Raw genomic sequence first — 26,497 nt, 5'->3', positions numbered from 1 at the left:
ATGCTCGCCACCCACCCCTTGACCCCTCCCGCCAGCGGGAGGGGGAATCGGATATCAATCCGCGCGCTTCACATATTCGCGCTCATACACGTCGACGACGATGCGCGTGCCGGTGACGATGTGCGGCGGCACCATGACGCGCACGCCATTGTCGAGGATGGCGGGCTTGTAGCTCGCCGAAGCGGTCTGCCCCTTCACCACGGCATCGGCCTCCACGACGGTCGCCTCGACCGTTTCGGGAAGCTGCACGGAGATCGGGCGTTCCTCATACATTTCCAGCATGACCATCATGCCGTCCTGCAGGAAGGCCGATGCGTCGCCCACCAGATCCTGGGGCAGGTTGATCTGCTCATAGGTTTCCGTGTCCATGAAGACGAGCATGTCGCCTTCCGCATAGAGATACTGGAAATCCTTGGTGTCGAGGCGGATGCGCTCCACCGTCTCGGCGGAACGGAAGCGGACATTGTTCTTGCGCCCGTCGATCAGGTTCTTCAGTTCCACCTGCATATAGGCGCCGCCCTTGCCGGGCTGGGTATGCTGGATCTTCACGGCGCGCCAGAGGCTGCCGTCATATTCGATGTTGTTGCCGGGACGAATCTCGACGCCGCTGATCTTCATGGGAAGAGCCTGCCTATATGTCTGAAGGTGAAAAGAGCCGGCCTCTGGAGGCTGGCCGCGCCCTTACATGGATGAGGGCGAAAGGGCAAGAGGCGGCGCCTATCGCCTTGCCGCCAGCAACGGATAGGGATTGATCGCCCGCCCGCCATGCCAGGGTTCTCCCGGACGCATTTCATGCACCGCGAAGTGCAGATGCGGCGCCGCCGGATCTGCATTGCCCGTGCTGCCGACGCTTGCGATGCGCTGTCCGCGCCTTACCGCCTGCCCTTCCGCGAGATCCGGCGCATAGCTGTCCAGATGCGCATAATAATAGATGCGCCGACCGTCCGCCGACCGTTCATAGATCGTGCGCCCGCCCTCCCCGCTCCAGAACAGCTTTTCGATCCGTCCGTCCGCCGCCGCCAGCACCGCCCTGCCCCGCGCCGCCATGATGTCGATCGCATCATGCGGGCGCGCGCCGCTTGCCCGCGCCTGGGTGAAGCTGTCGTTGAGCGCGGAGGGCGGCACGCCTTCGACCGGGATCAGCAATCCCCCTGCCCGCACCGTCGCGGGACGGGACGGCTCGGGCGCTCCCGCCGGGACGATCCGCACGCAACTGCGCAGCACGGCAGCGCCGACCAGCACGGCCAGGCCGATACCGGCCCAACCGCGCGCCCTCATGGCTGGAATACCGCCTTGACGCCGGACTTCACCATCTGCGCCAGCCGGGCGGCATCCCAATTGGTGAGCCGGATGCAGCCATGGCTTTCTGTCCGCCCGATCAACTGCGGCTCGGGCGTGCCGTGGATGCCGTAATGCGGTTTGGAAAGGTCGATCCACACCACGCCCACAGGGCCGTTGGGACCAGGCTTCAACACCGCCTTCTGATCGGTCGAGGCCGCATCCCAGAACAGGTTGGGATTATAATGGAAGTCAGGATTGCGGCTCAATCCCTTGATTTCCCATGTTCCGATTGGCAGGGGATCGTGCTGCGACCCCATGGTGGCGGGGAATTGGGCAATGAGTCGATTGTCGGCGTCATAGGCCCTCAGCACCCCGTCCGACTTGTCGACGACTATATGGTCGGCCTGCGGCTGGTCCCGGGCGACGGCAAGGCTCGCAAGCGTCGCGCCCCATCCCCGCTCGTCCCCCTCGATCCGGGCGACGGGCTGGTTGGCGATGGCGGGCACGCGGACCGTGGCGCCTGGCCCGATCCTGCTGTTCGGCGGGTTGAGCGCGACCAGCGCCTCCGGCCGGGTGTGGAAACGCTCCGCCAGCTTTTCCAGCAGATTGCGATAGCCGAGCGCGGGCAGCTTCGCCTGATCGTTGAGATCCCTGGGGATGGCGTAGAACGGGCCGCGGGCAAACGCGGCGGGTATCTTCACCAGCCAGGTGGCAGGAGGCGGCCTGTCACCCAGAAGGGCCTTTGCCGTCGCGTCATCATATTGCCCCGTGGGCGGCAGGCCCCTGGCCTCCTGAAAACCCTTGAGCGCGGTGGAGAAGGACATGCCCTCCTTTCCATCCAGCACGCCCGGCGAGAAGCCGGCCCTGTCCAGCGCCACCTGCGCCTGCAACACCCGATCCGCACGCGCTGGCGCACCGACCGGCTCTGGCAGGATGACGAAGGCGTAGGGATCGCCGGCTGGCGCGGACGGGCGCGAGGCGGTCTCCTTCGTCTGCTTGGCCGGCGCGGTCTCGTTCGCGTCCGTCACCGTCATATTGCAGGCCGCACAGAGCAGCGTCAGGATCAGCGGACAGGTTTTCAAGGCGATACTCTCCCTATTTTGGCCCTGTTGTGGCCCTATTGCGGGAGAGAAAACGCGTGAAATGCGGGAAAGCTGCCTGCCTGCTTTCCTGGCCGCCTTCCTGACATGCGCCTGCCAGGGCAGGAGCGGGAGAAACTATGGCTGCGCCAGCACCGGCCCGAACGCCGCCACGCCCGCCTGCGGCCCCTGCGGATGGGCCCATACCGCCGAACTCACCGCCAGGAAATCCGCGCCGGCCTTCACCAGCGGCGCGGCATTGTCCGGCGTGATCCCGCCGATCGCCACGCAGGGCAGTTCGAACAATGCGGTCCACCAGCCCAGGATAGACGGGTCAGGCCGGTGGAGCGTTTCCTTGGTGGTCGTGGGAAAGAAGGCACCGAAAGCGACATAGTCTGCGCCCGCCTCCCCCGCCTCCATCGCCAGATGGCGGCTGTCATGGCAGGTGATGCCGATCTGCACCGAAGGACCGAGCAGCTTGCGCGCCTCACGCGCATCGCCGTCGCCCTGCCCCAGATGGACGCCATCGGCGCCCAGGCGCTTTGCCAGCGTCATGCTGTCATTGATGATGAAGGCCACGTCCCGATCCGCGCAGAGCCTTTGCAGCGGCTCTGCGGCGCGGGCGACGGCATCTTCGTCGAGTCCCTTCAACCGCAACTGGAAGGCCGCAACCCCGCCGCCGTCAAAGGCAGCGGCAAGGTTGCCGACAAAGCCCGTGTCGATTGCCGGCGGGGAAATCAGATAGAGCTGACAGGGCGGCCGCCGGTCGTTGCTGTCGAACCGGGCCGCAAAATCGGGATCGAGCGCCAGCTCTTCATCGGTAAAGTCGGTCATGGGCTTCGCCTTAGCCGCTTTTGATGGCGTTGGAAAAGGGTGGAGCCGATCCGCCCTCGCCTGCGTTCCTCCCGCATGATCAGGATGGGATGTTCGGGATGGAATTACCGAGATTGGCGCGGCCACTTCTACCCGGAAAAAATGGCGGCGATCATGACGCGCAGGCGATTATCGATGCCCGCATCTTGAAGGAGTTGACGGAGGGCAGTTAGTCTTTGCCCTGCCGGAGCCGAACCGTGCTCCTGCGAAGGCACTCGAACGAAACAGGCGGCTCGCGAGGGCCCTGTTCAGCCGCTGCGGCCATTAACTGGCGTCGAAACTGGGCTCCTGCCTTCGCAGGAGCACGTTGCGCCTTGGCCGTATGACGGCCACGAACGCTTAACCCGCGCTCGCGGCCGTCATCATGGATCAGGCCGCCTTCTGGGTCGAAGCGCCGTGGATCTCGTCGATCGCTTCGCCCAGCGAGGCGTTGAACTCGGCGTCGCTCATCTGGTGACGCAGGTCATTCAGCAGCGCACGGCTGAAGCTGGCGATGATGCCGCGATTCCTGGCCAGCTCTTTGCAGGCTTCCGAACGCGAAAAACCGCCCGAAAGCGCCACGACGCGCAGCACGCGGGGATGATCGACCAGCGGATCGAACAGGCCGGCCTTGGTCGGCAGCGACAGCTTCAGCATCACCTTGTCGTCGCCCGGCAGCGCGTCGAGATTCTTGAGGATCTCTTCCAGCAGGATCTGGTCCGCCTCGGCACGTTCGGGGCTCTTGATATTCACTTCCGGCTCGATGATCGGGACCAGGCCCGCGGCCAGAACCTGGCGTCCGACCTCGAACTGCTGCTTCACCACGGCGGCGATGCCCTCCCGATTGGCGAGGTTGATCACCGAACGCTCCTTGGTGCCGAACACGCCCAGCGCCTTGGCGCGGTGCAGCAGCGTGTCGAGCCCCGGATTGGGCTTCATCAACTGCACGCCGTTCGCTTCGTCCTCCAGGCCCTTGTCGATCTTGATGAAGGGCACCACGCCGCGCTCGATCAGCGCCTGCGGCACGGATTTGCCGCCCGCTTCGCCGTCCATGGTGCGCTCGAACAGGATCGCGCCCAGCACCTTTTCACCCGAAAAGACCGGCGCGGTGATGATGCGGCTGCGCATGTCGTGGATCAGTGCGAACATCTCCTCTTCGCTGCCCCATGCATCTTCCTCGATGCCATAGCCCTTCAGCGCCTTGGGCGTCGATCCGCCGCTCTGGTCGAGCGCCGCGATGAAGCCGTTGCCGCCCTCGATCTTCGCCTTCATGTCCTCGAACTGCATCTGCACATACCTCTTCGTTGGATGCGCCGCCCTCCCGGCAGCGCGTCTAGGGGAAAGGACGCCCTTGCACGGCGTCCACGGTCGAGCCGGACCGGCCACTCTCCACAGGCCGGTCCCGCAATCCGGTTCAGGCCATCAGCGCCTTCACGCCCGGCAACTCCTTGCCTTCCATCCATTCCAGGAAAGCGCCGCCGGCGGTCGAGACGAAGCTGAAATCGCCAGCCACGCCGGCATGATTGAGCGCCGCGACGGTGTCGCCACCGCCCGCGACGGAGGTCAGGCCGCCTTCCTTGGTGAGCGCGGCGGCCGTCTTCGCCAGTGCCACGGTCGCCTTGTCGAAGGGCGCGATCTCGAACGCGCCGAGCGGACCGTTCCACACGAGCGTCCGGCAATTCTTGATCGCGTCGCCCAGCGCCTCGACAGCGGCGGGGCCGACGTCGAGGATCATCTCGTCCTCCGCCACTTCATGCACGTTGCACGTGCGCAAGGACGGCGGATTGGCGGCGAATTCCTTCGCCACGACGACATCATAGGGCAGATGGATGGTGCAACCCGCCGCTTCCGCCTTGTCGAATATCGCGTCCGCGGTCTGCGCCAGGTCCTTCTCGCACAGCGACTTGCCGACATCCACGCCGCGCGCGAACAGGAAGGTGTTGGCCATGCCGCCGCCGATGATGAGATGATCGACCCTGGCGACCAGGTTGTTGAGCACGTCGAGCTTCGTCGAAACCTTCGCGCCACCGACGACCGCGGCGACCGGCTTCACCGGCTCGCCCAGCGCGGCCTGCAGCGCGTCCAGTTCCTTTTCCATCGAACGGCCGGCGAAGGCAGGCAGCTTGTGCGCCAGCCCCTCGGTCGAGGCATGCGCGCGGTGCGCAGCGGAGAAGGCGTCGTTGACGTACAAGTCGCCAATCGCGGCCATCGCATCCACCAGCGCCGGATCATTCTTTTCCTCGCCGGGATGGAAGCGGGTGTTTTCCAGAATGGCGATGTCGCCGGGACGCATCACAGCGATGCCGTCAACCGCAGCCTCCCCCTGGCAGTCGGGAATGAACTGCACCTCGCGGCCCAGCACGGCGCTGAGCGGGCGAGTGATCTTGGAAAGCGAAAATTCGGGGTTCTTCTGGCCCTTGGGGCGACCGAAATGCGCGAGGATCAGCACCTTGGCACCGCGATCCGCCAGCTCCAGCACAGTGGGCATCGCCGCGCGCAGGCGGGTGTCGTCGGAGACGGAACCATCCTGCATCGGCACGTTCAGATCCTCGCGCACCAGCACCACCTTGCCCGTGATGTCTCCCATGTCGTCGAGTGTCTTGAACGGCTTTGCCATGATCGCTCCCTGCTGCGAAATAAGGATGATGTTGAAAAACCCCGCCGGAGCGGTCCGGCGGGGTTCGTGTCGTTTTAGAGGAACTTCGCCACGACGCCGGTGGTGTCGATCATGCGGTTCGAGAAGCCCCATTCATTGTCGTACCAGCTGAGCACGCGGACCAGCGTGCCGTCGATCACCGCCGTTTCCAGGCTGTCGACGGTGGAGCTGCGCGGGTCGCCATTATAGTCGATCGACACCAGCGGCTCTTCCGAATAGCCCAGAATGCCCTTCAGCGGGCCGGCTTCCGAGGCGGCCTTCAGCAGTTCGTTGACTTCCTGGACGGTGGTGGCGCGCCTGGCGATGAACTTCAGGTCCACGACCGAGACGTTCGGGGTCGGCACGCGCACCGACGAACCATCCAGCTTGCCCTTCAGTTCCGGCATCACCTCTCCCACGGCGCGCGCGGCGCCGGTGGTGGTCGGGATCATCGACAGGGCAGCAGCACGGGCGCGGCGCATGTCCTTGTGAAGCTGGTCCAGCGTGTTCTGGTCGTTGGTGTAGCTGTGGATCGTGGTCATGAAGCCCTTTTCGATGCCGATGGCATCATGCAGGACCTTCGCCAGCGGCGCGAGGCAGTTGGTGGTGCAGCTCGCGTTCGAGATGACGACGTCGGCGGCGCTCAGCGTCTCGTGATTGACGCCGAAGACCACGGTCTTGTCGACACCCGTGGCGGGTGCGGAGATGACGACGCGCTTGGCGCCCGCGGTCAGATGCGCGCTGGCCTTTTCCTTGTCCGCGAAAATGCCGGTGCATTCCAGCGCGATGTCCACGCCCTGCGCGGCATGGGGCAGCTTGGCCGGGTCGCGTTCGGCGGTCACGGCGATACGCTTGCCGTTGATGATCAGGGCATCGCCGTCGACGCTCACCTCGCCGGCCCAGTTGCCGTGCACGGAGTCGCGCTTGAACAGCAGGGCGTTCGACTTGGCGTCGCCCAGGTCGTTGATGCTCACCAGTTCCAGATCATGGTCGGTGCGCGAAAGGATCGCCCGGGCCACCAGACGGCCGATGCGGCCGAAACCGTTGATTGCTACCTTCGTTGCCACTGCACTTGTCTCCCGGTTGGTTTGAATTTCAGTCGAGCGCGGCCACGATCTGCGGCGCGATCTTGGCGGCGGTCAGGCCGAAATGATCGTAGAGTACCTCCGCCGGAGCCGAAGCGCCGAACGTATCAATGCCGAAACGCAGGCCGGCGATGCCGACATAACGCTCCCATCCGAAAGTGGTCCCTGCCTCAATTGAGGCGCGAAGGACATGGTGCGGAAGGAGATCATCCTTATACGCCTGCGGCTGCGCATCGAAATGCGCCCAGCTCGGCATGGAGACGATATCGGCGCCGATGCCCTGCTCTTCCAGCAGCGCGGCGGTGGCGACGGCGATCTCGACCTCCGACCCTGTGGCGACCAGCACGACCTTGCGCTCGGCCGTCGCCGCCTTCAGGCGATAGGCGCCCCTGGCGGAGAGATTTTCGCCCGCCTTTTCGGTGCGAAGCTGCGGCAGGTTCTGGCGGGTCAGCGCCAGAACCGACGGGCCGTCTGCATCCTTCAGCGCCAGTTCCCAGCACTCTGCCGTCTCGACGATGTCCGCCGGGCGATAGACGTCCAGGTTCGGGATCATGCGCAGCGACATGACATGCTCGATCGGCTGGTGGGTGGGACCGTCCTCACCCAGGCCGATGGAGTCATGGGTCAGCACATGGATGGCGCGGATCTGCTGAAGCGCCGCGAGGCGAATGCCTCCGCGCATATAGTCGGAAAAGACCAGGAAGGTGCCGCCATAAGGAATGACGCCGCCATGCAGCGCCATGCCGTTCATCGCGCAGGCCATGCCGAACTCGCGAATGCCGTAATAGACGTAACGGCCGGCATAATCGTCCCTGGTCAGCGGCCCGGTCGATTTGGTCTTGGTATTGTTGGAGCCGGTGAGGTCCGCCGAGCCGCCCAGCGTTTCAGGCAGAAGGTCGTTGATCGCGCCCAGCGTCAGTTCGCTTGCCTTGCGAGTGGCCACCTTCTGCGGATTGGCGATCAACGTGTCGATATAGGCGTCGAGCGAGAAGCCTGCGGGCAGTTCGCCCGCCATGCGGCGCTCGAACTCGGCCTTCTGCGCGCTGGAGCCAAGGCGATCGGCCCAGGCCGCATGGGCGTCGCCGCCCCTGGCGCCGATGGCGTTCCAGGCGGCGGCAATGTCTTCGGGGATCACGAAAGGTTCGGCCGACCAGCCGAGGAACTCGCGGGCGGCAGCCACTTCGGCTTCACCCAGGGCAGAGCCGTGGACGCCCGAAGTGCCCGCCTTGTTGGGAGCGCCATAGCCGATCTTGGTGGCGCAGGCGATCAGCGAGGGACGCGGATCGGCCAGCGCTTCGTCGATGGCGCGGCGCACATCGGCCACGTCATGACCGTCGCAGGACACGACATGCCAGCCGGTCGCGGCATAGCGGGCGCGGACATCCTCGCTGCTCGACAGATCGACCGCCCCGTCGATGGTGATCTTGTTGTCATCCCACAGCACGATCAGCCGGCCGAGGTTCAGGTGCCCCGCAAGACCGATGGCCTCATGGTTGATGCCCTCCATCAGGCAGCCGTCGCCGGCCAGCACCCAGGTGCGGTGGTCGACCAGATCGTCGCCGAACTGGGCATTGAGATGCCGTTCGGCGATCGCCATGCCGACCGCGGTGGCGAGGCCGGAACCCAGCGGCCCGGTGGTCGCTTCCACCCCAGCCAGCTCGAAATTCTCCGGATGGCCGGCGCAGGGGCTGCCCAATTGACGGAAATTCGCGATATCCTCGATGGTCGGACGCGCATAGCCGGTCAGGTGCAGCAGCGAGTAGATCAGCATCGATCCATGGCCCGCCGACAGCACGAAACGGTCGCGGTCGGCCCATTTGGGCGCCTTGGGATCGAACTTCAGATAATCCTTGAACAGCACGGTGGCGACATCGGCCATGCCCATCGGCATGCCCGGATGGCCGCTGTTCGCGGCCTGCACCGCGTCCATGGAAAGCGCCCGGATGGCGTTGGCGAGGGACTTGTCGGAAACAGTCATGGAAGCGGCGTCTTTCCTGGCTTGTCTATGGCCCCCTGTTAAGGCCAGCGAATCGAAATTGCGCCCCCTTTGTCGCCTCCGGGACAAGGCGTCAACCACGGGTGGCCCCCAGGCTGCGCCAAGCCGCCGAATGACGGCTTTTGCGCGGTGAAAACTTTGTCTATGCGTAGGGCATGGCAAGTGACCGAATGATGCAGGCGATCCGGGCCCTGGAAGGCGCGATCGACCGGCTCGAACAGGATGTGGAGGGCCTTGTTTTGGCCGCACCCGACCCCGCCTCCGGCATCGACGCTGCGGCCGCCCGCGCGGCGCTGCGGTCGCTGGATGGCCTCATCACCGAGTTGAAGGGACAGGATGTGAAGGAGCAGGCAAGTGGCTGAAACCACGTTGCACATCGCCGGGCGCGTCTATGACCTGCGCTGCCGTGACGGGGAGGAAGCGCACCTGGCGCATCTCGCCAATCTGATCGAGCGCAAGGCGCGGCTGGCGCAGCAGAACACGCCGGGCCTGACCGAAGTGCGCACGCTGCTGTTCGCCGCACTGTTCCTGGCCGATGAACTCAACGAGTTGAAGCGCGAAGCGATAGGGCGGCAACAGACCCTGGCGCTGGAGCCGGAGGACGAGCCCGCCGTCCGTGCAGTCGAATCCCTCACCACGCGCATAGAAAAGCTGCGCGAGAGGCTTGTCGCCGCCGCGTCCCGAGCCTAAATAGGGAAGCGACGGGTACTGCGCGGTATCGAGCTTTAGCGAACATCCCTGAGGCGATAATCACATCCACGGGGGCTGTCCCTGGGCGGGCTCTGGCCCGATCTACATGGTTCCCACCTGACGTTGAGGCGTCAGAGGATTTTCCAGCACACGGCCGAGGCGGTCCCGTCACCCTTCCTCCCCCGGTTCAAGGCCACCGATGAGCGACGATACCGACAAGGCGACCCTGCGTGCCATCGCCCGGCAGAGGCGGCGCGCCTTTGTGGCTTCGCTCGATCCGCTGGCGCACCGGCTGGCCTTCAAGGTGGTTCCTTCGCCCCTGGCACAGCGGCTGGCGCAGGCCAGGACCGTGGCTCTCTATATGGGACTGGACGATGAGGCGCCCGCGCAGAGGCTGGCCGCGCCCTTGCAGGCCATGGGCAAGACGCTGGCACTGCCGCGCGTGCTGGATCGGCTGGGCAGCATGGATTTCGTGCACTGGAACCCGGAGGATCAGCTTTTCCCGGGCCTGTTCGGCACCAGCCATCCCGAACCCGTGGGCGATCCGGCGACGCCCGACGTCATCATCGCGCCCCTGGTGGGATTTGACCGGGCGATGAACCGGCTGGGCCAGGGCGGCGGCTATTATGACCGGGTGTTCGCCCGCTATCCCGATGCCTTGAGGGTGGGGCTGGGCTGGTCGGTGCAGGAACATGACGCCCTCCCCGCCGATCCATGGGACTTGCCGCTCCACCTGATCCTGACCGAAGTCGAACTGATCGAAGGATATGAGGAATGAACCCGGACCCACGGCCCGCCTACAAGCCAAGCTGGCGCAAGCCGGCGGGCATGTTCATGATCCTGGGCCTGATCGCGCTCTGGGCCGTGCTGGTGGGCAGCCTGTCAGGCCCGATCGGGCGGCTGCCGATGGTGGTGCAGGTGCCGGTTTACGTCTTTCTTGGGCTGGTCTGGATATGGATATTGCCGCTCAAGCGCCTGCTAGCCTGGATGGAGACCGGACGCTGGCGCGGTTTTTAGGCAATTTTGGGTGGAAAGCAGAACGGCGGGTTCCGACACGCTGACAGCAGTTAGCTGTCGTCCGCTTTTAATGCCGCTATGCGATCTCGCATCCAGTCACGCTTGAACGTCGCATAATTCGGGTCTTTTTGCCGAATGTCTGCGTCGTCTGCCCAGTGGCTCAATTGCTCCCAAGCATCCTTTTCCAGCGGGTCGAGGGCCAGCGGATTCGGCACGGCGGCGTCGAGTTCATCTTGCTCAATGTCGCCACCATCGGCGACGCGCTGAAGTGTCTCTAGCAGGTAGGTGCGAATGACCGTCATCGGGCAATCATATGGGTTTGTGGGACGACTGCAAATGGTCGGGATTGCGCTGGTGCCGCCATTAGGGATTATCCGGGTCGTCGTAACGCAGGGCAAGCAGGACCGAGATGCCATAGGCAACCGACAGCCAAAAAATGATCTGCCGATAGTCAGGAGTGATAAGCTCTAAGGCGTCGCCTATCTGCAATGCAATCACCACCCACAATATAGGGGCAAAGATGGTGATGAAGAAATATCTCGACGTGAGCGCCTTTAGAAATCGCCGCATGCAGTGACAGGTAAGCTGAATTTTCAATCAAGCCAACGGCAACTTTCGGCGGACGCTTAGGCTGGATTGAACGATCGCAGTTGGTCGCTTCCAGACCGTCTGTCATCCCCACCGTCCCTGACGGCCGCCGGGAATGATGCGTGACCCATCGGCCACAACATCCTCGAAAAACTTCCTATTTTTCCAACAGCCCGAAATTCAGCCTGTCCTATTTCACCCCGACCGGCCTATCCTCCCAGCCTCTTTGAAATGTCCGATACGCAACGCATACGCGCGCCCAGGCACGCGCGCGCATACACTGTGAACTTCGACGAAAAACGTCGGAAATCAGCCATTGTTGATGAACGAAAGGCGAAGGCCTCGTCCAACAGCATATCATTTTGATCTTGAAGAATGGCGCGAGTGACGGGGCTCGAACCCGCGACCTCCGGCGTGACAGGCCGGCGCTCTAACCAACTGAGCTACACCCGCGCAGGGCGGCATCTTGGCGTGACCCATGCGGGCCACCAGACGATGCTGATCTGGAAAACCTTCCGACCCTCCTGAAGAGAGTGGCGCGAGTGACGGGGCTCGAACCCGCGACCTCCGGCGTGACAGGCCGGCGCTCTAACCAACTGAGCTACACCCGCGTTCGGTGTGGGCGGGCATCTATGCGGCCCCGTTCCCCCTGTCAACTGCCTGCAACATCAGTTTCGCGGCTTTCGTCATTTTCTTTGCGCGGGTCGACCGTCAGCGTCCCGCGCTCGAACAGGAAACCGGCGATATCCGGGGTTCCGGCGGCCGACACGACGGTCTGGATGATGATCAGCAACGGCACGCCCAGCAAGGCGCCCGGCGTTCCCCACACCCATCCCCAAAAGGTCAGCGACACCAGAATCAGCAGGGGATTCATGGTCAGCCGCCGGCCCAATATCGTTGGCGTTATGACATTGGCCTCCACCAGATGGAATCCGACCTGCAAGGCCGCCGGCAGCAGCGCCTTCCACACATCGTCGAACACCATGAGCCCGCCGAGCGCCAGCAGCGCCGCCGCCAGCATCGGCCCGAAATAAGGGACGAAGTTCAGCAGCGCGACGATGCCGCCCCACATCAGCGGCGAAGGCATGCCGATCAGCCATAGCGCCAGCGCGACCGCCAGGCCGAGGCACAGGTTGATCGTCGCGATGGTGAGGACATAGGCGGATGTCGCGTCGACCACATTCTGGATCACCCGCGCGACCGCCATGGCGCCGTCGAAACTGCCCCGGCTGTTGATCGTCCGACGCCGCAGCCGCGTCCAGCCCGCAAGGAAGAAATAGATGATGAGCAGCGCGAACACCATCTGGATGATGGCCGCCGGGGCGGAGGTGGCCGCGAACTGAAGCAGCGATCGGGGCGCGTCCACCGCGGCCGTCTGCGCCGCTGCCACCGGGCCGGTCGCCAGCATCTGCACCGTCTCGTCCACGAAGCGCTGGAGCTGCGAATAGAAATCGATCAGGGGCGCGAGATTGTTCTGAATCTGGGGCAGACGCTCTGGCAGCAACCGGAACCAGTCGGCCGCCGGCACGACGATCAGCACCAGGGCCGTATTCGCCACCACCAGGAAGGCGATCAATGCCGTCAGCGCCGCCAGCGTGGATGGCACGCCTCGCCGCTCCATCCACTCTAGGAACGGCACCAGCGCAATGGCGATCACCAATGCGGCCGTCAGCGGCAGAAAAAATTCCGCCCCTTCCCGCAGGGCAAAGGGCAGCGCGAGGATCAGCCCGATGCCGGTCGTCAACGCTATCGACGCCAGCAATCGGTCCCGCCGCCGGTTGATCTCCTGCTGCTCCTGGGGTGTCACGCCTGAAAATGTCCTTGCCCGCCGCCCCGTTTCTGCACCGGCAGTTCCGATCCGTCAATTTCGAGCATCGTGCGGGAAAGCGGGAACCGGTTTTCGGCTTGAAAAGAGGCGGCAATGAAATCTGGAGCACGCGACCTGCGCCTGATTCAGCGCAGCGCTCCCCCGACCGGGCGATTTACATCAGCGAAACGGACGGATAGCAAGGGAAACAAGGTTTTAACCAAATCTTCGGCACCTGCTGCCACATTCGGCCACGCAACAGCATGGGGGACTGTGATGAAATCGGGGGCTTTGTTCATCGCCCTGGCCTGCGTGGCAGTGCCGGAGGCGGCGTCAGCGCGGCAGGACGTCCGGCTGGACCGGCAGATGTTCGTGGAACGGGTCAGCACCGACATCAACGGTCGCGCCCGCCGGGTGCTGGAAAGCGCCGATCGGGCGGGATCGGGCGACCAGCTTATCTTCGTCGTCAACTGGCGCAATGAGGGCAGCCGTCCGGTGCGCGGCCTGGCCGTCACCAACGCCGTGCCTCGCGGGACGCAGCTCGACCTCAGCGATCCGGCCATGCAGGTGTCTGTGGATGGCGGCGCCCATTGGGGCCGCATTGCCGACCTTTGGCTGCCGACGCCCCTTGGCGGCAACCGCCGGGCCGTGCCCGCCGACATCACCCATGTCCGGTGGACCGTGCCGGACGAAATCTCACCGGGGGAGAGCGGCCGGCTGAGCTATCGCGCTACCGTTCGCTGAGCGATATGGCGACCGGGACAGGATCGGCAGATCCGGCGCGGTCGCCTTTTTCTGAACGGGAGGAGAAACGGCTTGGAACCGCCCCTCCCGACATATCAATCCGCAAACAGCAGGACCGGCGTCTCCAGCAATTTCCGCACTGCCTGGACAAAGCTCGCCGCATCCCAGCCGTCGACCACCCGATGGTCGCAACTGATCGACAGATTCATGAGCTTGGCGGGGACCACTTCCCTGCCGCGGAAGACCGGCCGCTCGATGATGCGGTTTGGACCGATGATCGCCACTTCCGGCCGGTTGATGACCGGCGTGGTGGCCACTCCGCCTAGCGGCCCCAGCGAGGTCAGCGTCAGGGTCGAGCCGGACAGTTCCTCCGGCTTCGCCTTGCCGGCGCGCGCCGTGTCAGCCAGCCGCTTGATCTCCGCCGCGAGCTGCCAGACATTGCGGTCCTGCGCATCGCGGATCACCGGCACCATCAGCCCGGCGTCGGTCTGGGTCGCGATTCCCATGTGCACGGCGCCGTAGCGCGTCACCACCCCCACTTCATCGTCATAGCGGGCATTCAGCATCGGAAATTCGGGCAGCGCGCGGCAGATCGCGACGATCAGGAGCGGCAGCAGGGTGAGCTTCGGCTTGTCGCCGCGATGGGCATTCAGCTGCTCGCGGGTTGCCTCCAGCGCCGTGACGTCGATCTCCTCCACATAGGAGAAATGCGGGATGGCGCGTTTCGAAGCGGCCATGTTCTCCGCGATGCGGCGGCGCAGGCCGATGACCTTCACCTCCTCATCCGCCCGCCTTGCCCCGCGCCCGGCCGGGCGATAGCCCTGCCCCGATCCGTAAAGGAGGAAAGCGTCGAGATCGGAATGGCGGATATGATCGCCGCTCGGCTTCACCTGCGACAGATCGACGCCGAGTTCCCTGGCGCGCGCGCGAACGGCGGGGGAAGCCAGCACATCGGCCTTCGCCGTCACCCGTTCGTCCCGCGAGGGGGCGACCGAAGGAGTGGCCGAGGGAACCGGTGCGGCAGGCTTTCCTTCTGCGACGATCGGAGCAGGCTCGCTCTGCCCGTTACCCTTCCCCGCCGGTTTCGCAAGGGACGTCATGGCGGCTGGGGCCGGAGCCACCTCGGCACGAGGAACAGGCGCGTCGCCCTCTCCTTCCGTCTCGATCTCCACCAGCATCGATCCGATGGCGATCTGCTGCCCCGGCTCGCCGGCCAGCCGGACCACCGTACCGGCAACCGGCGATTCCATTTCCACCGTCGCCTTGTCGGTCATCATGTCGGCGATCGGCTGGTCTTCCTCGATCCGGTCGCCGACCTTCACATGCCAGCCGACAATCTCCGCCTCTGCGATGCCTTCGCCGATGTCCGGCAACCTGAACGTATAAAGCGCCATGACAGCCCCTCAATCCTTCAAAATCTTGTTGATGGCCTCGCGAATGCGCACCGGGCCAGGGAAATAGGCCCATTCCAGACTGTGCGGATAAGGCGTGTCGAATCCGGTCACGCGCTCGATCGGCGCTTCGAGATGGTAGAAGCACCGCTCCTGCACCAGCGCGGAGAGTTCCGCGCCGAAACCGCTCGTCCGGGTCGCCTCATGCACGATCATGCAGCGCCCGGTCTTGCGCACCGACCGCTCGATTGCGCCGATATCCAGCGGCACCAGCGTGCGCAGGTCGAGGATTTCCGCGTCGACGCCCATTTCCGCAACGACGTTCTCGACCACATGGACCATCGTGCCATAGCAAAGCACCGTCAGCGCCTCGCCCGAGCGGGCCACCCGCGCCTCGCCCAGCGGAATACGGTAATAGCCCGTGGGAACCTGCGCCTGCGCATGCCCGGACCAGCTTCTGGCCGGGGTGTCGTAATGTCCGTCGAACGGCCCGTTATAGATGCGCTTGGGTTCGAAGAAAATCGTGGGATCATTATCCTCTATGGACGCGATCAACAGGCCCTTGGCGTCATAGGGGGTCGATGGAATCACAGTCTTCACGCCCGACACATGGGTGAAGATACCTTCAGGCGACTGGCTGTGCGTCTGCCCCCCGAAAATGCCGCCGCCAAAGGGCGAGCGTACCGTCATGGGCGAGATGAACTCCCCGGCAGAGCGGTAGCGCAGCCGAGCCGCTTCGGACACAAGCTGGTCGAGCGCAGGATAGATATAGTCGGCAAACTGGATTTCCGGCACCGGCCTCAGGCCATAGGCGCCCATGCCCACCGCAACGCCGATGATGCCGCATTCGGTGATCGGCGTATCAAAAACCCGGTTCTTGCCATATTTCTGCTGCAGCCCCGCCGTCGCGCGGAAGACGCCGCCGAAATAGCCGACATCCTCGCCCATCACGACCACATCGGGATCGCGCTCCATCATCACGTCCAGCGCGCTGTTGATCGCCTGGATCATGTTCATCTGCACGGTATCGCCACGGGCTTCCGTCACAGCTTCGCTCATCATGTCGCTCACAGGCCGGCTGCCTTCCATTCGTCGAGCATTTTCTGCTGCTGCTCGCGCAGGTGCCAGGGCATCTCCTCGAACACATCCTCGAACATCGATTCCATCGGATGGTGGAGACCATGACCCAGAATGCCGTTCTTCTCCGCCTCCCGCGCAGCGTCGCGGACCATTTCGGCCAGTTCCCTGTCCATCGCAGCGTGCCGATCCTCGTCCCAGATGCCGAGCGCGATGCAATGCTTTTTCAGGCGCGCGATGGGATCGCCCAGCGGCCAATGGCTTGCCTCGTCAGCGGAGCGATAGGCGCTGGGATCGTCCGACGTGCTGTGCCCTTCGACCCGATAGGTGAAATGTTCGATCAGGGTCGGCCCCGCATTGGCCCGCGCCCTGTCGGCGGCCCAGCGCGTCGCGGCATAGACCGCCAGCGCGTCGTTGCCGTCGACCCTGAGGCCCGCAATGCCATAGCCGATGGCCCGCGCCGCGAAGGTCGTCGCCTCTGCCCCTGCAAAACCGGAAAAGCTGCTGATCGCCCACTGGTTGTTCACGACATTCATGATGACCGGCGCCCGATAGACGCTGGCGAAGGTGCAGGCCGAATGGAAGTCGCCCTCCGCCGTCGATCCTTCCCCGCACCAGGTTGCCGCGATCCGCGTATCGCCCCGCGCCGCGCTGGCCATGGCCCAGCCGACCGCCTGCGGATATTGCGTGGTGAGATTGCCGGAGATGGAGAAGAACGCGGCGTCCCGCGCTGAATACATGATCGGAAGCTGGCGGCCCTTCAGCCGGTCGCCCTTGTTCGAATAGATCTGGTTCATCATGTCGATGATCGGCCAGCCCCGCGCGATCAATATCCCCTGCTGGCGATAGCTGGGGAAGCACATGTCGTCGCTCGCCAGAGCCGCCGCCGCGCCGATCGACACTGCCTCCTCGCCGGTCGACTTCATGTAGAAGCTGGTCTTGCCCTGCCGCTGCGCCCGGAACATGCGCGCGTCGAACGCCCGCGTCAGCGCCATGGCCCGCAGCATCCTGAGCAGCGTCTCAGGCGGCAGTTTCGGGTCCCAGGGGCCGACGGCGGCGCCATCTTCATCCAGCACCCTGACCAGCCCATAGGCCAGGTCGCGCATCTCGCCGGGCTGGGTCGTTTCATCCGGTCGCGCCTGCGCGCCAGCGAGCGGGATATCAAAATCGCTGAAATCGGCGGTGTCGCCCGGCCTGAACTTCGGCTCCGGCACATGCAGCCGCAGCGGCGGCAGATTGCGTCCCGCCCCAGCCCTCGCCGCGTCCGAATCGATCCGGTCGCTCATCCTGCCTCCTTTGTGCATTGCAATATTATTGCTGACTGCAATTATTATATTACAACGCCGGTAAAGGCAAGCCTTACTGACCCATTCCGTCGCGTTTCCGCTCTGCGCTAAACAGCGACGGGCGCGGCGATATGCCTTTGCGGCGCGTAATCAAGGACCTCGAAATCCTCGATCCGATAGTCGAAAATGCTTGAAGGCCGCCGGTTGATCCGCAGCCGGGGATGGCCCGACGGATTTCGTCCGATCTGTTCCTCCACCAGATCGGCATGGTTGAGGTAGAGGTGCACGTCGCCACCCTGCCAGACCACCTCGCCCGCCTCCAGATCGCATTGCTGCGCGAGCATCCGGGTGATCATCGACAAGCCGAAGATGTTGAAGGCAAAGCCCAGCCCGAGATCGCAGCTCCGCTGGAACAGCAGCCCGTTCAGGCGCCCGTCGGCAACCTGGAACTGATAGGTCATGTGGCAGGGCGGCAGCGCCATGCGCGAAACCTCCGCCACATTCCAGCCCGTGAACAGCAGGCGCCGCGAACCGGGACTGGTCCGAATCGCCTCGACCAGGTCGGCGATCTGGTTATGCCCCTGCGCAGCCCGGCGGTAGAGCCCGTCCCCGGCCTCTTCATAGCGCGGCCAGTTCACCCATTGCGCGCCATAGACCGGCCCCAGATCGCCCCAGCGGGCCGCGAAGGCATCGTCCTCGATAATACGGGCCTCGAACGCGTCGCGGTCTATCTCCTCCCCCGTCGCCCTGCGGTAGCTGTCCAGCGGCCAGTCCGTCCAGATATGCACGCCCTGCCGCACCAGTTCGCGTATGTTGGTGTCGCCGGTCAGGAACCACAGCATTTCCCGCGCCGCGACCTTCCAATAAACCCGCTTGGTCGTCAGCAGCGGCACGGCCTCGTCAGCCAGCGAGAAGCGCATCGTCGCGCCCAATATGGATCGCGTGCCCACGCCCGTCCGATCGATCCGCTCATCTCCATGCAGCCAGATCTGCCGCATCAGGTCCAGATATTGCTGTTCATAATGGGGTGCGGAGGATGCCATGCGGACACTTTCATGATTCTGGCGGATACTGTCCCCCTGTAACGAAGCGACCAGCCGACGCCAAATGCTGCGAAACGGATGAGATTGCCCGCGCTTCACTCGAAAAGGGACCAGCCTTCCCCTACCGGCCGCGTGGCGCAGGCCCATTCTGCGCGCCATGCGCGAACCTGCTTCCCTCAACCTGCTCGTCCTGGATGACGAATGGCGTGCACTCCATCGGCTGCCCGTAGACCTAGACTGGCAAAGGACAGTGGATGCGCTGCTGCGGTGGGACAGCCATTGGCTGGCGATCGAGCAGCAGCGGCCCGGCAGCCCCCTTCCCTGCTGGACCGACATCCGGCTGACCCGGACCTTGTCGAAGCGCCTGCGACCGATCGAGATCGCATTGGCTGACCATGTCATCCGCACCGGGAAAGGCCGGTTCAGCTTCCGCCAGGCCGGGCTTTTATAGCATGCCCCAAAAAAAACGCGTCGGCCGCTTGCCAGCCGGAAAAGCCGCCTCTATAGGCTGCGGCCTGCCCGGCGGGACCGCCTTTAAACGGACCCGCCATCGGTCGGGGAGTAGCTCAGCCTGGTAGAGCACTGTCTTCGGGAGGCAGGGGCCGGAGGTTCGAATCCTCTCTCCCCGACCAATATTTCTATCAGAAAATCGGCGACTCTCCGCGACCACATGCTGTCACAGCAAAATCCGTCTCTGACCTGCGCCATATCGCCAGCGCGTCCGCCTGTGGCCTTGCTGGGCGCGAGCGACCATAACCGGCGCAGGAACATAATCTGACGCGGTGCGCAGGCATGATGGCGGATTTTGCTTAGTATCGGTCGAGCTTCCCGTTACCATTACGCGCATGGAACCGAGAAGCTCTAGGCGGCAGCGCAACGCCCCTACCATCAATGATGTTGCCAAGCATGCGGGCGTGTCGCCCATGACCGTGTCGCGGGTCATCAACGGTGAACAGATCGTAAGGAGCGCCACCAGGGAAAAGGTGGAAGCGGCCATCGCCGCGCTCAACTATTCGCCGAGCGCCGCCGCACGCAGCCTGGCGGGCGGGGAAGACACCCGCATCAGCCTGCTCTACAGCAACCCGTCGGCTTCCTATCTGAGCGAATTCCTGGTCGGCAGCCTGGATCAGGCCAGCCGCAGCGGCGTGGATCTGGTGGTGGAGAAATGGGACGAGGAAACCGCCGTCGACACGGTCGTCGAGCATTTGCTGCGCGGCCGGATCAACGGCGTCATCCTGCCGCCGCCGCTGTGCGACCACCAGGCGATGAAGGATGCGCTGAAGGCGGCGGACATCGTGGCGGTCGCCGTCGCCACGGGCGAAGCGCCCGCCGACATGTCGGCCGTCAGCATCGACGATCATGCGGCGGCACTGGCGATGATGCGCCATCTGATCGCGCTTGGGCATCGGCGCATCGGCTTCATCAAGGGCCACCCGAACCAGAGCGCCAGCCGGCGCCGCTTCGAAGGCTATGGCGACGCGCTGGTCGAAGCGGGCATCACGCCGGACGAGACGCTGGTCCAGCAGGGCTATTTCACCTACCGCTCCGGGCTGGATGCGGCGGAGCGGATCCTGGCGCTGCCCGAGCCTCCGACCGCGATCTTCGCCAGCAATGACGACATGGCGGCGGCAGCCGTGGCCATTGCCCATCGCAGCGGGCTGGACGTGCCGGGCGACCTGACCGTCTGCGGCTTCGACGACACGTCGCTGGCGACCACGATCTGGCCGGAATTGACCACCATCCGCCAGCCGATCAGCGCCATGTCGCGCGCGGCCGTCGAATTGCTGGTGAAGCGGATCAGGGCGCGCAAGGGCAAGTCGGACGAAACGCCCGCTCATCTGCTGCTCGACTATGAACTGGTCCGGCGGCAATCGGACGCCGTTCCGCATTGAATCCTTCGAGAAGGACGGCCCGGCATGACGTGCCGGGCCCGCGCGATCCCTATTCCCCGAACACCCGGCGGAAGATCGTGTCGACCTGACGGAAATGATAGTCGAGGTTGAATTTCTCCTCGATCTGCTCGGCCGGGAGCGCCGCCGCCACGTCCGCATCCGCCTTCAGCAATTCCATCAAAGATAGCTGGCCGTCCGATTCCCACACCTTCATCGCATTGCGCTGGACATAGCGGTAGCTGTCCTCGCGGCTCACGCCGGCCTGGGTCAACGCCAGCAACACCCGCTGCGAGTGGACGAGGCCGCCCATCTTGTCCAAATTCTTCATCATCCGCTCAGGGTAGACCAACAGCTTGTCGATGACGCCGGTCAGGCGGCCCAGCGCGAAGTCCAGCGTGATGGTGGCATCGGGCCCGATATAGCGCTCCACGGACGAATGGCTGATGTCGCGCTCATGCCAGAGCGCCACATTCTCCATCGCCGGCAGCGCATAGCTGCGGACCATGCGGGCAAGGCCGGTCAGATTCTCCGTCAGCACCGGATTGCGCTTGTGCGGCATGGCGGAGCTGCCCTTCTGGCCGGGCGAGAAATATTCCTCCGCCTCCAGAACCTCGGTGCGCTGAAGGTGGCGGACCTCGGTGGCGAGCCGCTCGATGGAGGAGGCGATCACGCCCAGCGTCGCGAAGAACATCGCGTGACGGTCGCGCGGAATGACCTGCGTCGACACCGGCTCGATGGCTAGGCCCAGCTTCTCGGCCACATGCTCCTCGACGCGCGGGTCGATATTGGCGAATGTGCCGACCGCGCCGGAAATGGCGCAGGTCGCAACCTCGGCCCGAGCCGAGATCAGCCGAGCCTTGCAGCGGCTGAACTCCGCATAGGCCTCGGCCATTTTCAGGCCGAAGGTGACCGGCTCGGCATGGATGCCATGGCTGCGGCCGATGGTGGGCGTCAGCTTATGCTCATAGGCGCGGCGCTTGATGACCTCCAGCAGCTTGTCGAGATCGTCGATCAGGATGTCGGCGGCGCGGCTCAGTTGCACGGCAAGGCAGGTGTCCAGCACGTCGCTGGAGGTCATGCCCTGATGCATGAAGCGGGCTTCCTCTCCCACCTGCTCCGCAACCCAGGTTAGGAAGGCGATGACATCATGCTTGGTCACGGCCTCGATGGCATCGATGGCGGCCACGTCGATCGCGGGATTTGTCGCCCACCAGTCCCACAGCGCCTTGGCGGCGGACGGCGGCACCACGCCCAGTTCGCCCAGTTTTTCTGTCGCGTGCGCCTCGATCTCGAACCAGATCTTGAAGCGGGCCTCCGGCTCCCAGAGGGCGGTCATTTGCGGGCGGGCATAACGGGGAACCATCGGGCGAATCCTGCGTGCATGAGTTGAAAGTCGATGCGCGGCCTAGCAGCAGCGCCTTTCGGGGGCAAATCAGCCGGAAAGGCGGAATGGAACCCACTGAATTCCCGTACTTCATCCCATTAATCGCAGCATCGGCGGCGAACCGATACGAATCGAAAGACCAGTGGTGCAACATGAACAAAAATTCAGGAACCACATGTTTTATTTGGCTATTGTCCAGGATGACATCAGACGGTGGATGTGGAGCAGGTGATGATCCGCGCATTTTTTCTGGCGAGCGCCCTTTTGGTTGCGCCATCGGCATGGGCGCAGGCGGCCGCGCCCCAGCAGACGGCTCCCGCCGCGCCGGAAGGACAACAGGCGCAGCCTGCGACATCGGGCGACGCGGTGGCGTCGATCGTGGACACGGAATTCCCCGCCTATGACCAGAATCATGACGGGCAGCTCGACAAGGCGGAATTTTCACGCTGGATGGTGGCGCTGAAGGATCAGGAACTGAAGGCGACCGGAAAATCCCTTCCCCCCGCAGAAGTCACCGCCTGGGCCGACGGCGCGTTCGTCACCGCCGATACCGACAAGAGCGCGACGATCAGCAAACCGGAGTTGATCGTCTATCTCAGCGGCGGCGCCGCATAGGATAAAATAGCCCGCCCAGGCGGGACAGAGCCCCGTGAGGGTCGCATCATGGGGCGGCATGGAGCGAAGGCCATGCCGCCTCTTTTTTTTGCCATTTGCAGGGCATGCGGGCATGCTGCGTCAGATATGACGCAGGTCGGGCGCTCCTGTTTTTCTGTCGCGCCACTGTAAGCGGAAAACCGTTCCCGCTTTCCCGCGCAATGCGTCAGCCGCGCTTCTTGTTCGCGTAGAGCAGCGCCGCGACGATCGCAGCCGATCCGATTCCGACGGCCGTCCCCATCCAGACGGCCTTGCCGGCTGATTTGCGCGCTGCGGAAGCCATGTCGGGCTTGGCGGTGGTGGAGCTAGGGGTTGCCGCGCCGCTTTCGGGCGCTTCTTCGATCGGCTTCGTCATGGTGATTCCCGATATGCAACAAAGCGTCGGCGCAGAAAAGGCGGATGCGGCGAAAATCCGTCAGAGTATCCAGCGCCGGGCTGGATCGGCCAGAATTTACGCTGCGCGCCTAATGCGACGGCAGCACCTGATGCGCTTCGCCCCAGCCGCGCAGGTTTCGGGAGGATTGGCGATCCAGCAAAAGTGCGACATCCTTCACGGTGAAGTGGGCCGCGCTCTCAATCCCGTCCAGTTCGTCCCAGGTGACCGGAGCCGCGACGGAGGCATGTTCGCGGGCGCGCACCACATAAGGAAGCACCGCCGTCGCGCCGCGCTGATTGCGCAACCAGTCGATGAAGATGCGGCCCTTGCGCTTCGCCTTGCTCATCGTCGCGGTGAAGCGATCCGGTTCCTGGACGGCAAGAGCGCGGGCGAAGCGGTCGGCGAAATCCTTGACCTCCGGCCATTGCGCCTGCGGCTTCAGCGGCACGACGACATGAATGCCCTTGCCCCCCGACAACATGGCAAAGCTGGTGAGGCCCAGATCCTCCAGCGTCCGCCGAATGTCCCGCGCCGCCTTCTTCACATCCTTGAAGTCCAGCCCTTCGTCCGGATCGAGGTCGAATATCATGCGGTCCGGCCGCTCGACATCCGCGATGCTCGAACCCCAGCCGTGAAATTCGATCGCGCCCATCTGGACGCAGGCCAATATGCCGTCGCCATCCTCTATATAGAGATAATCCTCCTCATTCCCTTCCTTCTCGCGGATCGGCACATGTTTGACATGGTCGCCGAAACTGCCGCTGTCATGTTTCTGGAAGAAGCATTTCTTCGCTCGGCCCTGCGGACATCGAACCAGGCTGATGGGCCGATAGGCGATCCAGGGCAGCATCACGCTCCCCATGCGCGCATAATAATCGGCCAGTTCGCCCTTGCTGATCTTCGCCTCCGGAAAGATCAGCCGGTCGGGATTGCTGATCCGGATCGAGCCTTGGGCTTCGGGTATCTCCATCATTTCCTCGCGCTCAACCTCGTTGGCTGCCTTGTCCTCGCGAAGACCCAGAAAACTGGCATGTCGGACGACATTGTCCGCCGTGAATTCTGCGAAGGCGACTTCCGCCACCAGATCGGGTCGGACCCATCGGGCGCCCCTGCTTTCGCTGCGCGGCACAGGGAGCGCGGCGGTCTTGCGCTCCCGCTTGCCCAATAGCGCGATCAGTCCGGCGCTGTTGGCGGCGTTGAACCCCGTGCCAACCTTCCCCGCATAGACCAGCCCAGCTCCTTCCCGCTGACCGAGCAGCAGGTTGCGGATGGACCGGCCGGTCGCGCTGCTGGGGGTCCAGCCGACAATGACGAATTCCTGCCGGCAGGTGCATTTGACCTTCAACCAGTTCTTCGTGCGTGCACCCCGATAGGGAGCGTCGGCACGCTTGGAAATGATGCCCTCCTGCCCTGCGTCACACATCGCCTGATACAGCCTTTCGCCTGCCCCGACCACATGGTCCCCGACATGGACATGCGCGGAACCGTCGCCCAGGAGGGCGGCCAGCTTTTCCTTGCGGCTGACATTGGGCATGCCGGTTAGGTCCTGCCCGTCCAGATGGAGCAGGTCGAAGGCGAACAGGTGCAACGGCGCCTTCCCCTCCCCCTTCAAGGCCTGTTGAAGCGTGGAGAAATCCGGGTTCCCTCCGCTGTCTAGCGCAACGATCTCTCCGTCGATCAGGGCGCCCGGAAGGTTCATCGCTGCTATTTCCGCGGGAAGCGGTGCGAACCGATCCGTCCAGTCGAGACCAGATCGGGTGAACATCCTGACATGCTCGCCGGATGCTGAAACCAGGCACCGATAGCCGTCATATTTGATCTCGTGCATCCAGCCATTGCCCGTCGGCACGGCGTCGACCAGCGTCGCCAGTTGCGGCGGCCGAAAGGCTGGCAGGCCACTCTTTCCCGGCCCTCGTTTTCCCAGCCCAGTCTTTCCCGACAGAGCGCGCCGCTTGACGGGAACGGCGCGATCCGCCTGCGCCATGGCCGCGTCAAATGCCTTCCCCTTCTTCCCCTTCAGCGATGTGGCCGGCGCACCCGCTGCGATCTCCGCCATGGTGCGTCCGCTCTTGATGCTGGTCAGGTTGCGGGCAGTCAGATCGTCCGCGCTGCCGGCATGGCCATCCTCGACCTTGCGCAGCAGCCAGTTTTCGCCCTTCTCCCGGCCCCGCGGCTTCAGCCGGATCAACAGCCATTCGCCGCGCATCCGATGCCCATGCAGGATGAAGTGGAGATGGCCATTTTCAAGGTCGCGGGCGCTCTTTCCGGGAATCGGCTCCCATATACCCTCATCCCAGAGCATGACGGTGCCGCCGCCATATTCCCCCTTGGGAATCGTCCCCTCGAATGTCGCATAGGACAGGGGATGATCCTCCGTACGGACAGCGAGCCGCTTGTCGGCGGGATCGATGCTGGGGCCGCGCGTCACCGCCCAGCTTTTGAGCACGCCGTCCATTTCCAGGCGAAAGTCGTAATGCAGGCGAGTCGCATCATGCTTCTGCACGATGAAGCTGTTGCCCTGGCTGCGCCCCCGCCTGCCCGCGGGCTCCCGGGTGCGAGTGAAATCGCGCTTGCGGTTATAGGCGCTGAGCGGATCAGCATTGGCCATGGCTCAGGCCCGTTTTCGGCTGGCCGGCCTTGCAGGCGCCTTTCGCGCCGCAGCCTTTGCGGGAGCCTTGGCGGCGGGGGCTTTCTTCGCCGCCGGTTTCGGGCCCGCCCCGGAAGCGCCCGTGCTTACCGATTTCTTGAGCGCCGCCATCAGGTCAATCACATTGCTGCCGCGCGCGGCCGTGCCTTCCTCCTGATCCTCGATGATACGGCGACCCTTCGACTTTTTCTTCTTTTCGATCAGGCGCTCCAACGCGTCCACATAGCGATCGTGAAAACTGTCGGGTTTGAAGGGCGCGGTCTTCTTCTCGATCAGCGTCTCGGCCAGATCGAGCAGTTCGCTATCGGGCTTCGCATCCTCTATATCGCGGAAATAGCTTTGGGCGCGGTTCACCTCATCGGCATAGCGCAGCGTTTCCAGCACCATGCCCCGGCCGCAAGGCTTCAAGGAGACGATATATTCCCGTCCCCGCATGGCAAGCTGGCCCAGCCCGACCTTCTTCGTCCGCCGAAGCGCCTCCCGCAGGACTATGAAGGCTTCCTCGGCCAGATCGTCTGCGGGGACGACATAATAGGGTCGTTCATAATAGAGCACGTCGATCTCGCTCGCGTCGACGAACTGGATGAGTTCGAGCGTCTTCTTGCTCTCCAGCTTGACTGCCTCGATCTCGTCGGGCTGCAGCAGCACATAATCGCCTTTCGCCACCTCATAGCCCTTGACGATGTCATCCGGATCGATGGGACCAAGTCCTGGCACCGTCTTTTCGTACCGGACCCGCTTTCCGCTAGGCTGGTGGATCTGGTGGAAGGCGATCTGCGCGCCGGATTTCGTGGCGGCGTAGATCTCCACCGGAATCGACACCAGCGCCAGGCGAATCTGCCCCTGCCAATATGCGCGAGCGGCCATGATCGTGCTGCCTCCTTTTCCAGGGGAAATGCGCGGATCAAGACGCAGTTCCCGGTGTACCACCCCAGCACCCTTGACTTCCGCCGCCAGTCATGTTGGTAGCGCT

27 protein-coding genes and 3 tRNA genes are annotated in these 26,497 nt (G+C 64.1%); 9 read left to right on the top strand and 21 right to left on the bottom strand.

Translation table 11 applies throughout. The annotated features are described in order from the left end of the window. Positions 1 to 54: 54 nt before the first annotated feature. The 8 genes from efp to tkt form a co-directional block, all read right to left on the bottom strand. Positions 55 to 618 carry an elongation factor P gene (gene efp / locus MRBLMC3_RS01275; RefSeq protein ID WP_025549544.1) on the bottom strand — a complete coding sequence of 188 codons (564 nt, stop codon included), beginning with the start codon at positions 616 to 618 and terminating at the stop codon, positions 55 to 57. Between the two features lie 99 nt (positions 619 to 717). Further along, positions 718 to 1,278: a M23 family metallopeptidase gene (locus MRBLMC3_RS01270; RefSeq protein WP_363825298.1), complete on the bottom strand. Its 561-nt coding sequence runs from the start codon at positions 1,276 to 1,278 to the stop codon at positions 718 to 720. Continuing rightward, positions 1,275 to 2,363, bottom strand: a complete 1,089-nt coding sequence (locus MRBLMC3_RS01265) for a L,D-transpeptidase family protein (RefSeq protein ID WP_363825295.1) — start codon at positions 2,361 to 2,363, stop codon at positions 1,275 to 1,277. Before MRBLMC3_RS01265 ends, MRBLMC3_RS01270 begins: the two co-directional genes overlap by 4 nt. A gap of 135 nt (positions 2,364 to 2,498) precedes the next feature. Beyond that, positions 2,499 to 3,194: a thiamine phosphate synthase gene (gene thiE, locus MRBLMC3_RS01260; protein ID WP_363825292.1), complete on the bottom strand. Its 696-nt coding sequence runs from the start codon at positions 3,192 to 3,194 to the stop codon at positions 2,499 to 2,501. 408 nt (positions 3,195 to 3,602) lie between these two features. After that, positions 3,603 to 4,499 carry a fructose bisphosphate aldolase gene (locus tag MRBLMC3_RS01255; protein WP_363826585.1) on the bottom strand — a complete coding sequence of 299 codons (897 nt, stop codon included), beginning with the start codon at positions 4,497 to 4,499 and terminating at the stop codon, positions 3,603 to 3,605. A 127-nt stretch (positions 4,500 to 4,626) separates the two neighbouring features. Continuing rightward, on the bottom strand, positions 4,627 to 5,829 hold the full coding sequence (locus MRBLMC3_RS01250; RefSeq protein WP_363825289.1) for a phosphoglycerate kinase: 1,203 nt from the start codon (positions 5,827 to 5,829) through the stop codon (positions 4,627 to 4,629). A 74-nt stretch (positions 5,830 to 5,903) separates the two neighbouring features. Further along, entirely contained in the window at positions 5,904 to 6,914 is a 1,011-nt protein-coding gene (gene gap / locus MRBLMC3_RS01245; RefSeq protein WP_363735212.1) for a type I glyceraldehyde-3-phosphate dehydrogenase, read from the bottom strand. A 28-nt stretch (positions 6,915 to 6,942) separates the two neighbouring features. Next, positions 6,943 to 8,910 carry a transketolase gene (tkt, locus tag MRBLMC3_RS01240; RefSeq protein WP_363825286.1) on the bottom strand — a complete coding sequence of 656 codons (1,968 nt, stop codon included), beginning with the start codon at positions 8,908 to 8,910 and terminating at the stop codon, positions 6,943 to 6,945. Positions 8,911 to 9,083: 173 nt separating this feature from the next. Between tkt and MRBLMC3_RS01235 the strand changes: the two genes are divergently transcribed. From MRBLMC3_RS01235 to MRBLMC3_RS01220, 4 genes are all read left to right on the top strand, one after another. Beyond that, positions 9,084 to 9,290, top strand: a complete 207-nt coding sequence (locus tag MRBLMC3_RS01235) for a hypothetical protein (RefSeq protein ID WP_363825283.1) — start codon at positions 9,084 to 9,086, stop codon at positions 9,288 to 9,290. Continuing rightward, positions 9,283 to 9,618: a cell division protein ZapA gene (locus tag MRBLMC3_RS01230; protein ID WP_363735218.1), complete on the top strand. Its 336-nt coding sequence runs from the start codon at positions 9,283 to 9,285 to the stop codon at positions 9,616 to 9,618. Before MRBLMC3_RS01235 ends, MRBLMC3_RS01230 begins: the two co-directional genes overlap by 8 nt. Before the next feature lie 199 nt (positions 9,619 to 9,817). Next, positions 9,818 to 10,396, top strand: coding sequence for a 5-formyltetrahydrofolate cyclo-ligase (locus tag MRBLMC3_RS01225; RefSeq protein ID WP_363825280.1), 579 nt, complete (start codon positions 9,818 to 9,820; stop codon positions 10,394 to 10,396). Beyond that, a complete protein-coding gene (locus MRBLMC3_RS01220; protein ID WP_363735221.1) occupies positions 10,393 to 10,635 on the top strand; it encodes a DUF2842 domain-containing protein in 243 nt (80 codons plus the stop codon). Before MRBLMC3_RS01225 ends, MRBLMC3_RS01220 begins: the two co-directional genes overlap by 4 nt. 50 nt (positions 10,636 to 10,685) lie before the next feature. Here the strand turns inward: MRBLMC3_RS01220 and MRBLMC3_RS01215 are convergent, their stop codons facing one another. The 5 genes from MRBLMC3_RS01215 to MRBLMC3_RS01195 form a co-directional block, all read right to left on the bottom strand. Continuing rightward, on the bottom strand, positions 10,686 to 10,937 hold the full coding sequence (locus tag MRBLMC3_RS01215; RefSeq protein WP_363825277.1) for a hypothetical protein: 252 nt from the start codon (positions 10,935 to 10,937) through the stop codon (positions 10,686 to 10,688). 149 nt (positions 10,938 to 11,086) lie between these two features. Then, positions 11,087 to 11,311 (bottom strand): hypothetical protein, encoded by a 225-nt coding sequence (locus MRBLMC3_RS01210; protein WP_363825274.1) that lies wholly within the window; start codon positions 11,309 to 11,311, stop codon positions 11,087 to 11,089. Between the two features lie 288 nt (positions 11,312 to 11,599). Next, positions 11,600 to 11,676, bottom strand: a tRNA-Asp gene (locus MRBLMC3_RS01205). Between the two features lie 81 nt (positions 11,677 to 11,757). Continuing rightward, positions 11,758 to 11,834, bottom strand: a tRNA-Asp gene (locus MRBLMC3_RS01200). A gap of 41 nt (positions 11,835 to 11,875) precedes the next feature. Continuing rightward, positions 11,876 to 13,030 (bottom strand): AI-2E family transporter, encoded by a 1,155-nt coding sequence (locus MRBLMC3_RS01195; protein ID WP_363735223.1) that lies wholly within the window; start codon positions 13,028 to 13,030, stop codon positions 11,876 to 11,878. A 276-nt stretch (positions 13,031 to 13,306) separates the two neighbouring features. On the opposite strand from MRBLMC3_RS01195, the gene MRBLMC3_RS01190 reads away from it, so the two are divergent. Then, the gene (locus MRBLMC3_RS01190; protein ID WP_363825271.1) at positions 13,307 to 13,774 is read left to right on the top strand and encodes a hypothetical protein; all 468 of its coding nucleotides are present in this window, start codon (positions 13,307 to 13,309) and stop codon (positions 13,772 to 13,774) included. A 95-nt stretch (positions 13,775 to 13,869) separates the two neighbouring features. On the opposite strand, the gene MRBLMC3_RS01185 is transcribed toward MRBLMC3_RS01190, so the two are convergent. The 4 genes from MRBLMC3_RS01185 to thyA all read right to left on the bottom strand — a co-directional run bounded on the left by MRBLMC3_RS01185 (position 13,870) and on the right by thyA (position 18,571). Then, positions 13,870 to 15,168, bottom strand: coding sequence for a dihydrolipoamide acetyltransferase family protein (locus MRBLMC3_RS01185; RefSeq protein WP_363825268.1), 1,299 nt, complete (start codon positions 15,166 to 15,168; stop codon positions 13,870 to 13,872). Between the two features lie 9 nt (positions 15,169 to 15,177). Beyond that, positions 15,178 to 16,182: an alpha-ketoacid dehydrogenase subunit beta gene (locus tag MRBLMC3_RS01180; protein WP_363826582.1), complete on the bottom strand. Its 1,005-nt coding sequence runs from the start codon at positions 16,180 to 16,182 to the stop codon at positions 15,178 to 15,180. 50 nt (positions 16,183 to 16,232) lie between these two features. After that, on the bottom strand, positions 16,233 to 17,528 hold the full coding sequence (locus MRBLMC3_RS01175) for a 3-methyl-2-oxobutanoate dehydrogenase (2-methylpropanoyl-transferring) subunit alpha (protein WP_363735226.1): 1,296 nt from the start codon (positions 17,526 to 17,528) through the stop codon (positions 16,233 to 16,235). A gap of 107 nt (positions 17,529 to 17,635) precedes the next feature. Further along, the gene (gene thyA, locus MRBLMC3_RS01170) at positions 17,636 to 18,571 is read right to left on the bottom strand and encodes a thymidylate synthase (protein WP_363735227.1); all 936 of its coding nucleotides are present in this window, start codon (positions 18,569 to 18,571) and stop codon (positions 17,636 to 17,638) included. A 157-nt stretch (positions 18,572 to 18,728) separates the two neighbouring features. On the opposite strand from thyA, the gene MRBLMC3_RS01165 reads away from it, so the two are divergent. The 3 genes from MRBLMC3_RS01165 to MRBLMC3_RS01155 all read left to right on the top strand — a co-directional run bounded on the left by MRBLMC3_RS01165 (position 18,729) and on the right by MRBLMC3_RS01155 (position 20,463). Continuing rightward, complete coding sequence (locus tag MRBLMC3_RS01165; protein WP_363735228.1) at positions 18,729 to 19,022, top strand: JAB domain-containing protein; 294 nt, start codon at positions 18,729 to 18,731, stop codon at positions 19,020 to 19,022. A gap of 104 nt (positions 19,023 to 19,126) precedes the next feature. Then, a tRNA-Pro gene (locus MRBLMC3_RS01160) sits at positions 19,127 to 19,203 on the top strand. 213 nt (positions 19,204 to 19,416) lie between these two features. Then, a complete protein-coding gene (locus MRBLMC3_RS01155) occupies positions 19,417 to 20,463 on the top strand; it encodes a LacI family DNA-binding transcriptional regulator (protein WP_363825265.1) in 1,047 nt (348 codons plus the stop codon). Positions 20,464 to 20,512: 49 nt separating this feature from the next. On the opposite strand, the gene purB is transcribed toward MRBLMC3_RS01155, so the two are convergent. After that, positions 20,513 to 21,826, bottom strand: a complete 1,314-nt coding sequence (purB, locus tag MRBLMC3_RS01150) for an adenylosuccinate lyase (RefSeq protein ID WP_363825263.1) — start codon at positions 21,824 to 21,826, stop codon at positions 20,513 to 20,515. 252 nt (positions 21,827 to 22,078) lie between these two features. Between purB and MRBLMC3_RS01145 the strand changes: the two genes are divergently transcribed. Next, the gene (locus MRBLMC3_RS01145; protein ID WP_363825260.1) at positions 22,079 to 22,462 is read left to right on the top strand and encodes an EF-hand domain-containing protein; all 384 of its coding nucleotides are present in this window, start codon (positions 22,079 to 22,081) and stop codon (positions 22,460 to 22,462) included. Positions 22,463 to 22,667: 205 nt separating this feature from the next. On the opposite strand, the gene MRBLMC3_RS01140 is transcribed toward MRBLMC3_RS01145, so the two are convergent. The 3 genes from MRBLMC3_RS01140 to MRBLMC3_RS01130 form a co-directional block, all read right to left on the bottom strand. Beyond that, the gene (locus MRBLMC3_RS01140) at positions 22,668 to 22,856 is read right to left on the bottom strand and encodes a hypothetical protein (RefSeq protein ID WP_133651734.1); all 189 of its coding nucleotides are present in this window, start codon (positions 22,854 to 22,856) and stop codon (positions 22,668 to 22,670) included. Positions 22,857 to 22,965: 109 nt separating this feature from the next. Further along, positions 22,966 to 25,485 carry a DNA ligase D gene (gene ligD / locus MRBLMC3_RS01135; protein ID WP_363825257.1) on the bottom strand — a complete coding sequence of 840 codons (2,520 nt, stop codon included), beginning with the start codon at positions 25,483 to 25,485 and terminating at the stop codon, positions 22,966 to 22,968. 3 nt (positions 25,486 to 25,488) lie between these two features. Next, complete coding sequence (locus MRBLMC3_RS01130; RefSeq protein WP_363735235.1) at positions 25,489 to 26,391, bottom strand: Ku protein; 903 nt, start codon at positions 26,389 to 26,391, stop codon at positions 25,489 to 25,491. Positions 26,392 to 26,497: the final 106 nt, after the last annotated feature.

The sequence above is a fragment of the Sphingobium sp. LMC3-1-1.1 genome (assembly GCF_040676285.1).
GTDB lineage: Bacteria > Pseudomonadota > Alphaproteobacteria > Sphingomonadales > Sphingomonadaceae > Sphingobium.
The sequence above is the reverse complement of the archived record's forward strand: the minus strand, read 5'-3'. Positions and strand labels throughout refer to the sequence as shown.

Excerpts from the sequence above, each read along its gene's own strand:
- efp (WP_025549544.1), bottom strand. The coding sequence starts at position 618 with ATGAAGATCAGCGGCGTCGAGATTCGTCCCGGCAACAACATCGAATAT.
- MRBLMC3_RS01270 (WP_363825298.1), bottom strand. The coding sequence starts at position 1,278 with ATGAGGGCGCGCGGTTGGGCCGGTATCGGCCTGGCCGTGCTGGTCGGC.
- thiE (WP_363825292.1), bottom strand. The coding sequence starts at position 3,194 with ATGACCGACTTTACCGATGAAGAGCTGGCGCTCGATCCCGATTTTGCG.
- MRBLMC3_RS01255 (WP_363826585.1), bottom strand. The coding sequence starts at position 4,499 with ATGCAGTTCGAGGACATGAAGGCGAAGATCGAGGGCGGCAACGGCTTC.
- MRBLMC3_RS01250 (WP_363825289.1), bottom strand. The coding sequence starts at position 5,829 with ATGGCAAAGCCGTTCAAGACACTCGACGACATGGGAGACATCACGGGC.
- tkt (WP_363825286.1), bottom strand. The coding sequence starts at position 8,910 with ATGACTGTTTCCGACAAGTCCCTCGCCAACGCCATCCGGGCGCTTTCC.
- MRBLMC3_RS01235 (WP_363825283.1), top strand. The coding sequence starts at position 9,084 with ATGGCAAGTGACCGAATGATGCAGGCGATCCGGGCCCTGGAAGGCGCG.
- MRBLMC3_RS01225 (WP_363825280.1), top strand. The coding sequence starts at position 9,818 with ATGAGCGACGATACCGACAAGGCGACCCTGCGTGCCATCGCCCGGCAG.
- MRBLMC3_RS01220 (WP_363735221.1), top strand. The coding sequence starts at position 10,393 with ATGAACCCGGACCCACGGCCCGCCTACAAGCCAAGCTGGCGCAAGCCG.
- MRBLMC3_RS01215 (WP_363825277.1), bottom strand. The coding sequence starts at position 10,937 with ATGACGGTCATTCGCACCTACCTGCTAGAGACACTTCAGCGCGTCGCC.
- MRBLMC3_RS01210 (WP_363825274.1), bottom strand. The coding sequence starts at position 11,311 with ATGACAGACGGTCTGGAAGCGACCAACTGCGATCGTTCAATCCAGCCT.
- MRBLMC3_RS01190 (WP_363825271.1), top strand. The coding sequence starts at position 13,307 with ATGAAATCGGGGGCTTTGTTCATCGCCCTGGCCTGCGTGGCAGTGCCG.
- MRBLMC3_RS01185 (WP_363825268.1), bottom strand. The coding sequence starts at position 15,168 with ATGGCGCTTTATACGTTCAGGTTGCCGGACATCGGCGAAGGCATCGCA.
- MRBLMC3_RS01180 (WP_363826582.1), bottom strand. The coding sequence starts at position 16,182 with ATGAACATGATCCAGGCGATCAACAGCGCGCTGGACGTGATGATGGAG.
- MRBLMC3_RS01175 (WP_363735226.1), bottom strand. The coding sequence starts at position 17,528 with ATGAGCGACCGGATCGATTCGGACGCGGCGAGGGCTGGGGCGGGACGC.
- thyA (WP_363735227.1), bottom strand. The coding sequence starts at position 18,571 with ATGGCATCCTCCGCACCCCATTATGAACAGCAATATCTGGACCTGATG.
- MRBLMC3_RS01165 (WP_363735228.1), top strand. The coding sequence starts at position 18,729 with ATGCGCGAACCTGCTTCCCTCAACCTGCTCGTCCTGGATGACGAATGG.
- MRBLMC3_RS01155 (WP_363825265.1), top strand. The coding sequence starts at position 19,417 with ATGGAACCGAGAAGCTCTAGGCGGCAGCGCAACGCCCCTACCATCAAT.
- purB (WP_363825263.1), bottom strand. The coding sequence starts at position 21,826 with ATGGTTCCCCGTTATGCCCGCCCGCAAATGACCGCCCTCTGGGAGCCG.
- MRBLMC3_RS01145 (WP_363825260.1), top strand. The coding sequence starts at position 22,079 with ATGATCCGCGCATTTTTTCTGGCGAGCGCCCTTTTGGTTGCGCCATCG.
- MRBLMC3_RS01140 (WP_133651734.1), bottom strand. The coding sequence starts at position 22,856 with ATGACGAAGCCGATCGAAGAAGCGCCCGAAAGCGGCGCGGCAACCCCT.
- ligD (WP_363825257.1), bottom strand. The coding sequence starts at position 25,485 with ATGGCCAATGCTGATCCGCTCAGCGCCTATAACCGCAAGCGCGATTTC.
- MRBLMC3_RS01130 (WP_363735235.1), bottom strand. The coding sequence starts at position 26,391 with ATGGCCGCTCGCGCATATTGGCAGGGGCAGATTCGCCTGGCGCTGGTG.